Origin of the sequence: Pseudomonas sp. CROZ-RG-20F-R04-15, from assembly GCF_022662375.1 — a bacterium.
GTDB lineage: Bacteria > Pseudomonadota > Gammaproteobacteria > Pseudomonadales > Pseudomonadaceae > Aquipseudomonas.
The window spans coordinates 1-8,167 of sequence record NZ_JAKNQL010000048.1 but is presented as its reverse complement, the minus strand read 5'-3'; the positions used below and the strand labels follow the sequence as shown (position 1 = coordinate 8,167).

Here is an 8,167-nt window from a genome sequence, read left to right as displayed (position 1 = left end):
CCTGTTGATGCAGGACCGCCCCGGCCCGAGCCAGATCAAGGGCAATCGCCTGCTGCTGCAGGGTGACCGTCACTATGACTACGACGCCTTCGGCAACCTGATCCGCGAACGTCGCGGTCGCGCGCAAACCCTCGTTACCGAATATCGCTACGACAGCCAGCACCGCCTGATCGGCCTGACCCGCCCCGACGGCCAAACGGCGTCCTACCGATACGACGCCTTCGGCCGACGCATCAGCAAAACCGTCGGCGACGCCACCACCGAGTTCTTCTGGCAAGGCGATCACCTCGTCGCCGAAAGCAGCGAACACGAATACCGCAGCTACGTCTACGAACCCGGCACCTTCCGCCCGCTGGCGCTGCTCGACGGCAAAGGCCCGAAAAAAGCCTGCCCGTTCTACTACCAGCTCGACCACCTCGGCACCCCGCAGGAACTCACCGACTACAGCGGCGACATCGTCTGGTCAGCGCAATACGACGCCTACGGCAAAGTCGCCGCACTGACCCTGGCTGGCGACGACTACCTGAATCAGCCGCTGCGCTTTCAGGGGCAGTACTTCGATGCGGAAAGCGGCCTGCATTACAACCGCCACCGGTATTACGACCCGCGGCTGGGGCGGTATCTGACGCCGGATCCGATCAAGTTGGCCGGTGGGCTGAATCAGTACCAATACGTGCCGAATCCAACGGGGTGGGTGGATCCGTTGGGGTTGAACTCCAATTGCCCGCCGCCGAAGAAGCCTGGGTGTGAGGTGCCGGGTGGAAGTGATGGGGCTAAGGTAGATGAGGGTGAGCCACAATTACCGGGCTTGATTCATGGCGTTGACCCACATTCAGTGAAGCGAACGCATGCAATTATGGGGAAAAAATCAACTAAACACGTCGAGAAAATAAGGGATGCAATGCGAGCAGATGGGTACGACATGAACTATCCCATAGAAGTAGCAGAACATCAGGGCACCTTCTATATTCTAGATGGACATCACCGTGCAGCAGCTGCAAAACAAACAGCAACGCCAATAACTATAAAATTGATCACAAATATCAGAGAACACAAAGGAGAACTTAATACCATCGAAGAAGTCATTGAATCAGCCAACAATGTCGGACACGACCGATTGGAGCATCATAGAAGAAGATGAAAACAGCCGATAAAAATCTTGAGGATCTAATAAATGACTTTCTTTCAAAAGTAGACTATGGCACGGAGTTACTACAAAAAAAATTCGGCACTCGGAATATTTTAAGACTTTGGCGGAGCAAGCAAATCGAACGCTGCGGTGAAATAACTGATGGAATTCAATATGAACTGCACGGCGTAGGGTGCGCCATTCATTTCCCATCAGAATCTGTGGACTTCGACTATGGATCGGAAAACAGAATCGACGGATTTGATGTGTGGCGCCTCTACATTTACGCTAGCGACAGGCCATCTAAATATAAAAAATACTGCGATAAAAAAATAGTTGAAAAGGAGTTTAAAGAATACATCTCATCAGGCCGAATAGAAAAAATGTCGCCATCAGATAACCTTTACATACGCGTCAATCATGATTTAACTGCGAAATAACAAAAAATTATCGGAGGTCTCTTCCGTCCCAAATTTTTTTACCAACGTTAACTTTCGCGAACAAACCAATCAGAATCAAGGGGCCTGAAGTACAGGCCCCGGATATTTAAATTCAGTGCGCTGCCGCGCTCGACTCTCAAGACAACTTATTGCTCATCCTCATCCTCTTCATACTCCATATCCGCCTCATCCGAATCATTCAACGGCACCGTCGCATCATCCATCAGCGACCCCGGATCCTCATTCCCCGGATCGTTGATAAACGGCAGTCCACTCGAACCTTTCTCTTCGTTGCCTTCAGTTTCGGGAGTCATGGCAAACCTCGTCATTTGGTGGAGTGTATGACGTTCGAAAAGCCCTACAGCCAATCGTTCCGATGTCAGACGAGCAAATACAAAAAACCCGGCAAAAAGCCGGGTTTCCGTCTAACCCACCATCAATGATGGCGGTTTTTATGTTTGTTCTTGTGCTTGTGACCGCCGCCCGAATGCGATCCACCATCGTCACCCAGGTTATTGCCGACCGCACCGCCGGCCGCGCCGCCCAACCCTGCGCCAATGGTCGAACCGGTCGAGCCGCCGAGGCTGTTGCCGACGACCGAGCCACCCGCCGCGCCGAGACCACCGCCAATGGCAGCTTCGGTTCGATTGCGTTTATTCGCCCCGACGGCACTGCCGGCCGCGCCGCCAACGCCTGCACCTACTGCTGCGCCAGTACTGCCACCGAGTTGTCCACCGACCACATTGCCGAGTGCGCCGCCCAGGCCGCCACCCACAGCGGCGGTGCCATCACCAGCGGCCATCGCCCCTTGTGCTACCAGCAAACCGAAAAACAGTGCAGATAATGACAAGCGCATATGAACCTCTCAGTTCCCGAAGCGGGACAGTCCGCCCAGACAAGGGCCTATGTGAGATTGGAGATGCCAACGGGAAAAACGTTCAGCCATGAAAAAGCCCGGCATCAAGCCAGGCCTTTTCCGACAAACGATAAGTCTCAGTGACGCTTATGACCTTTGGACAGGTTGCTGCCCACCGCGCCGCCAGCCGCACCGCCCAGGCCTGCACCAATTGTGGCGCCAGTCTTGCCGCCCAGGCTGTTGCCGATCACCGAACCGCCAGCAGCACCAACGCCACCGCCAATCGCCGCTTTAGTCCGGCTACCCTTGCGCGCCGCCATTGCGCTACCTGCCGCACCTGCGACGCCAGCGCCAAGTGCCGCGCCAGTGCTGCCGCCCATTTTCTGGCCGACCACATTACCCAGCGCACCACCCAGGCCACCGCCCAGCGCCGCGGTGCCATCACCGGCAGCCATTGCACCTTGAGCAACCAGAAGCCCCAGAACCAGAGCAGGCAGTGTTAAACGCATGACGAAAACCTCAAAAAATGGGATGACAAAAAGGGCCGGGATTTAATGTCGCCGCGGCGCAAAAGTCCAGTCGAAATCATAGGTCTTCGCGTACTTGGCGCCGATTGGACAGCGATTCCGGAAAAGGTTTTATGACAGGCAAAAAAAAGCCCGCTGGGGAGACGGGCTGGAGACTTGCTTTCTAACGGATGGCTTCACCCTACTGCGGTAGACGTGAAAAGTTTGTGAAAGCCCACCGCATTCATCGCCATAATGCGTAGGACATTTCCTCAATCGATCAGCCATAAAAAACCCCGTTCAATGACGCAAAGACGGGGTTATACAGAGCCAGATTATTTTCTGGCTCGCGTGCTGACCTTGGGCAGAAATTTTGCCTTCGGCCCTTTCGGTGCTGTGGATTTGATCTTGCCGGTCTGCACCGGATCCTCGCCAAAGCCTGCCTGGTACTCGGTCTGGCCGCACCGTACGCAGTTGTTGAAGGAAAATTCAGCGCCATCGTCTTCGATATACGGATCAGTCATACCATCGCCCCTTTGCCACTGGTCGACACCGGCAAAAACCCATTCGCCTGAAAAAATATCGACCTCCAAGGCTTTTGAGACTAGCCGGTCATTCCTGGACTTGTTATTCAGATCTCCTGACGCCCGACGAATGGCCTACAAAAAATCAACGCGATGAAATGCCATTGGTCCTACACCGCTAAAGAATTCCGGAGACAGGCCGTTGCCCTTTTTCATACAAATGAATCTCAAGGAGAGAACATGCAAATCAACGGATTCCCCAATATGCCTGTCGTAAAACTCACGGACGAACAGATCGCAGCCGGCAAGGCTGGCGCGGAAAAACTCAAGGAGAAGATCGCTTCCGGTGAAATCACCATCAAGTATCCGGGTCCGGATACACCGGTTCTGCAACCCGGGGTCATTTACCATCCCAGCAAGCCAGTCGAACCCAGCCCACCTTCTGATACACCCCCTCTCGTCGCCATCGATACACCACTGACCTATGACGAAAGAGGCACTGTGATCCTCAAGCCACAAGGCTGATTACACAGAAAGACTGAGCCCATTCAACCTCTGAATGGGCTCACACACCCGTCAAACAAATTCAGCGCAACTTCACCGCTGTACCCGTCGCAAACACCACAACCATCCCGCCCTTGCCGCCGGGCATGCTGATCTCGAAATCCACACCGACCACCGCATCAGCCTGCAGAGCACGCGCACGCTCCCGTATTTCTTCGGTCGCCTGAATACGCGCCTCCTTCAAAGCCCGCTCCAGCGTCTGCGAACGCCCGCCGAAAAAATCGCGCATACCGGCAAACATGTCACGGATCACATTGACGCCCTGCACCGACTCGGCACTGACGATGTCCAGGTACGCAGTGATCTGTCGGCCTTCAATGGCGTGCGTGGTGGAAATGATCATGGAATGGCGTCCCTCTACTGATAAATAAGCCGGCGATTGTAATCGCTCAACACTGATCTCAACTCGCCGCTCATAAAATCCAGACGCCAGAATGCACAAAACCCCTGACTTCTTTCGAAATCAGGGGTTTTGTGTACTGAATATGGCGGTGAAGGAGAGATTCGAAACTACCCGTTTGCGGTTTTTTGAGCATACCCCCCCGGTTTATAAGGGCTGCAGAGGAGCGAGTTTTTTAATCTCAGTCCCATGTCAGTCCCATGGGTTTTGCGCACCAGGTTGCAGAACACGGACGCGAAGGCCGTTTCGACGTTTCATGTTGACCCATGGGAAAAAGGTAATTTTGGTAATGCGGCATAAGGCAAGCTCTGGAAGCCTTGAAAATCGGGGCGTTGAGAGCAGTAAGCAAGGTAATAATTTGGTAAGTATGAGGTTAGAAAATTACCTTTCCTATGAGTAATCCCTTATAGCCCTCAAACCCAGTAAAACCGGGCACTTCAGAAATTATTACCCTAATTCTTACCTAAAATTACCTCTTGAGGTAATGAGTGAAAGCCAGGCATGACAAGGGCTGTAGCGCGTTTCTACACCTCGCTTACCAAAATTACCTTTTTCCCAGCCCACGTCTGAAAATTGGCCAAGAAGACGTCCCTTTCCGACGTTTTTCACATCATGCAAATTGGCAATGGTGGCAGGTAAATCCTTGGTTACCCTGTGCAATACCAGAAAATAACGGAGAGCCAAGCAGGCTGGGCCTTACAGCCGTTTTGCAAGCGGACTGAGCGGTGTCGGATTTCCAGCTGGTGCGACCAGTGCCGAAAACGAAAACATTCTGTACGGTAGGTTTTTCAGGGCGTCGCCCCTGCACGCCGGGCGTTTCACTCCCTTGGCCAACTCGTCGATGCTCCACAACGCAGTGCAACTACCTTTGCTCTTTTTTGCAAAACCTTGCACTGCGTGCAATCGCTACAACGCCAACAGCCCCCGCAGCAGGCTTGGCCAGAGCAGGTGTTTGCACCACTCTGGCCTTTGCATAAAAAAGGGACGCAAAGCCCGTCGGCGGGAGGGGGATAAGTGCTTTTTCAGCAGATTTTTTCTTGGCTGCAGGATTTTCCACGGGCCGATCAGCTGCGGGCATCGAATCAGAAATGCACTTCTTCACTGGTCGCGAGATGCCGTCAGTCGCTCCATTGATGTTGAGTAATACGCCTACCGATATACTGTCTGCATATACAGTGCTTCAGCAAGGTAGGCATGGCCGATGAATGTAGAATCTGCTGGAACCCTGACGACTGAAGCGCCCTCAATGGCGCAGTGGCGGATCATGCTGCGTGATGAGGTGTCGTTACTCGCAATGCCTGGTGCCCATCACAAAGCGTTGCTTCGGCAAGCGCATGCACTGCACCAGGGCCAAGTGATTGACGCTGACAAGCTTGGCGACTTGCTTGAGTTAGCGGATGCGGCGCTGGCCTACGCTGTTGAGTCGTTACTTGACCTCGACGCTGACGAATAGGAGAAGCCATGCACGTACTTGTCACCCCAATGCGTCTTCGTGGTATCGCGCTGGATCCGAAGGAGCGGCGCCGGTATCCGGCTATCCGGGGCAACGTGATGGTCAATTCTACTCAATGCCATGAATTAGGCCGTGCAGCTAACGTTGCCCGCGTTGAGGTGGGAATGCCACTTGATCCGGATCCGCTGCCGCCTTTGCTTGATGCGACTTTGGCAGGGATGGCCGTTACAGGATTCGTATTAAGCGGTATTGAGTACATCGATGGCTGCGCTTATGCGCAATCTTGGTGGTGTAGGCTGTCTTGACTTGTGTCGATAGGGAGGTGCCCCACCCTATCTCACATTGTAATAGCTATAGCGTGTTCATCTGATCGAGATTAAATGCATCCCAAAAAGGGCCATTTTGAGTAAAACCTCTGTACTCGTTCGGTAAGTTTTTCGAACTCATTATTACCGCCTGCTTTATTTCTTCTAGCGTTTTGCCTCCGAGAATAATTTGCAGCTTCGAAAAGTGTTTGCGCTGAGTCGCTCGAAGGAAGAATTCATATTCTTCGTGAAAAGCAGAATAGAAAAAAGTCTGAGGGTACCAAGGTCGAGAGCTAGAAGTGACGAAAGATGCGAGAGTAATAAGCAGCTCTGCTTCTTTCAAACTAGAGAAAGGTGTGTCTTGCCGATCTGCCTGCCGCTTTACTAGCTCTCCTGCTGTGCTCTTGTAATTGCCGCCATCAGCGGGCTTTAGTACAGCCCCTAAAGTTGAGGAGAATGTCCAGAACGAGCCGAACCCGTCGAATTTTCGTCCACGATCTCTTTCTGCTTTTGGTAGCAGAAACTGTGTCTCAAATATCATTTTTAGGATTACTGTTTTTTCGCTCCTCATTAAAGTGGCGATGATGTAGATGAATAACTCATAGGCAAATAAGTGGAGAGCGTCAAGCCATGCCTCGTTCCAAGGGTTGAGTTCTTCAGGCTTTGATTTTAGATCCAGAATCTTCTCGAGAACCTTGAGAATGACTTCGCCGAACGAATTCTCATCTGCGCGGTTTACCTCCAGTGAGATCCAGTCAACTAACTGGTCTCTAACATCTTTTAGGCGGGCGCAGTCACCCAAAACCCGCTCCCCCAAGGTGTCTAAATTTGGTGGCGTACGCACCCTCATAGAATCTACAAACTCATAGCAAGTCGTTAAGAAGTCTTCCCGATACGCAGGTATTCCGGGCTTATTTTGGAGCACTGCTTGTCTAAGTGAATAAAATTTTGTTGCACTTGGAGTTGCATTTTCAGACGCTTCGGCAGTTATATAACCAGGAGGCTTTCCGATAGCAGGTTTACGATGCAAAGGCTTGCCATGCAGAAGTCTAACTAGTGTTTCCCAGTTTTCATTCACCGCTTCGGGAGAGGAGAAATTTATATATATCGCCGAGCTGATGAATAGGGGGGTATACGCCTGTCCGGCTTCATCGTACTCACAAATGATAGGAATAAATTTTGTCTGGTTTACTTTCTCGTAGACCTGTTTGGAAATGATTTGGGATTCGGTTCCCACACCGGAAATTTTCGCGTCGGCCTTTTGAGAGTAAACTCTGTCACATATAACAAGTACATGAGAGATTGTCTCATCTAAAACCATGCTCTCCATAAATGCGAATTTATTGTGTCCCTCCTTCAAATCGTAAATATCAAGCACGACATCGATGCCATCTTCAAGCAAACGGTCGGCCCAAGACTTCACCAACTCTTGATGAGTTGGTGAACTCCAACTGTAGGAAATAAAAACCTTTGGTTGCATGTCTATCCCTCCCTTTAGACGAATCCACATCATAGGACAAATCTTAGGGTTTATAGGGTTATCGTGCGTTGCAGTGCTTCTAATCTCTTCGCGCTCTGGGAAAAGGTCTGGAAAATCGTGGAAGAAGCGGGAGGAGCTAACGGGGGGTGGACATGAGTGGCAATTGCCGAATTCATATCCCCAACAATCGCCAACAACTCAACCATCAGTTCAAGGGTGTTTACGGTTTCTGATCCAATCCAGCTTTTCGGTGCCTGGATCCGTTGACTTGTCCCGGCCAAGCTCTGACGCAAGCCTTCGATCCGTTCGTGCATATCGCCGCCCACCGTGGCGTTATGCTTCTGCCCAACAACCACGTTCAGATCCCGCCCGGTCGCCTGGTGCAGATCGTCCACCGCCGCCAGGCTCGCAGATCCGCCCGACATCAACTTGAGCGCGCCCAGCGCCTCGATCTTTTTCACACCACCCACCGTCTCAGTCGAATGGTCATCCACCGCCCGGGTGTGGCTT

At 52.1% G+C, this 8,167-nt stretch carries 11 protein-coding genes and 1 pseudogene; 5 read left to right on the top strand and 7 right to left on the bottom strand.

Going from position 1 to position 8,167, the window contains the following annotated elements; all coding sequences use genetic code 11:
* Together L8H52_RS30485 and L8H52_RS30020 are read left to right on the top strand one after the other, a co-directional pair.
* On the top strand, positions 1-1,141 hold a 1,141-nt coding region (locus tag L8H52_RS30485; protein WP_277930627.1), incomplete at its 5' end, for an RHS repeat-associated core domain-containing protein.
* Positions 1,138-1,569, top strand: coding sequence for a hypothetical protein (locus L8H52_RS30020; RefSeq protein WP_242210118.1), 432 nt, complete (start codon positions 1,138-1,140; stop codon positions 1,567-1,569). The genes L8H52_RS30485 and L8H52_RS30020, both read left to right, overlap by 4 nt.
* A 146-nt stretch (positions 1,570-1,715) precedes the next feature.
* Here L8H52_RS30020 and L8H52_RS30015 read toward each other — a convergent pair whose 3' ends face one another.
* From L8H52_RS30015 to L8H52_RS30000, 4 genes are all read right to left on the bottom strand, one after another.
* A complete protein-coding gene (locus L8H52_RS30015) occupies positions 1,716-1,883 on the bottom strand; it encodes a hypothetical protein (protein WP_242210119.1) in 168 nt (55 codons plus the stop codon).
* A 122-nt stretch (positions 1,884-2,005) separates the two neighbouring features.
* Positions 2,006-2,425, bottom strand: a complete 420-nt coding sequence (locus tag L8H52_RS30010) for a YMGG-like glycine zipper-containing protein (RefSeq protein WP_007914081.1) — start codon at positions 2,423-2,425, stop codon at positions 2,006-2,008.
* Between the two features lie 137 nt (positions 2,426-2,562).
* A complete protein-coding gene (locus L8H52_RS30005) occupies positions 2,563-2,934 on the bottom strand; it encodes a bacteriocin (RefSeq protein WP_150694833.1) in 372 nt (123 codons plus the stop codon).
* Positions 2,935-3,266: 332 nt separating this feature from the next.
* Positions 3,267-3,455, bottom strand: coding sequence for a hypothetical protein (locus L8H52_RS30000; RefSeq protein WP_242210124.1), 189 nt, complete (start codon positions 3,453-3,455; stop codon positions 3,267-3,269).
* 240 nt (positions 3,456-3,695) lie between these two features.
* On the opposite strand from L8H52_RS30000, the gene L8H52_RS29995 reads away from it, so the two are divergent.
* Positions 3,696-3,980: a hypothetical protein gene (locus tag L8H52_RS29995; protein WP_242210120.1), complete on the top strand. Its 285-nt coding sequence runs from the start codon at positions 3,696-3,698 to the stop codon at positions 3,978-3,980.
* Positions 3,981-4,041: 61 nt separating this feature from the next.
* Here L8H52_RS29995 and L8H52_RS29990 read toward each other — a convergent pair whose 3' ends face one another.
* Positions 4,042-4,362 (bottom strand): YbjQ family protein, encoded by a 321-nt coding sequence (locus L8H52_RS29990; protein ID WP_016985528.1) that lies wholly within the window; start codon positions 4,360-4,362, stop codon positions 4,042-4,044.
* 1,258 nt (positions 4,363-5,620) lie between these two features.
* Between L8H52_RS29990 and L8H52_RS29985 the strand changes: the two genes are divergently transcribed.
* Both L8H52_RS29985 and L8H52_RS29980 read left to right on the top strand, forming a co-directional pair.
* The gene (locus L8H52_RS29985) at positions 5,621-5,872 is read left to right on the top strand and encodes a hypothetical protein (RefSeq protein ID WP_242210121.1); all 252 of its coding nucleotides are present in this window, start codon (positions 5,621-5,623) and stop codon (positions 5,870-5,872) included.
* A gap of 8 nt (positions 5,873-5,880) precedes the next feature.
* Entirely contained in the window at positions 5,881-6,177 is a 297-nt protein-coding gene (locus L8H52_RS29980; RefSeq protein ID WP_220556576.1) for a hypothetical protein, read from the top strand.
* A gap of 46 nt (positions 6,178-6,223) precedes the next feature.
* Here the strand turns inward: L8H52_RS29980 and L8H52_RS29975 are convergent, their stop codons facing one another.
* Complete coding sequence (locus L8H52_RS29975; protein ID WP_242210122.1) at positions 6,224-7,657, bottom strand: SEFIR domain-containing protein; 1,434 nt, start codon at positions 7,655-7,657, stop codon at positions 6,224-6,226.
* A gap of 50 nt (positions 7,658-7,707) precedes the next feature.
* A pseudogene (locus L8H52_RS29970) lies at positions 7,708-8,167 on the bottom strand (hypothetical protein); the annotation flags it as partial.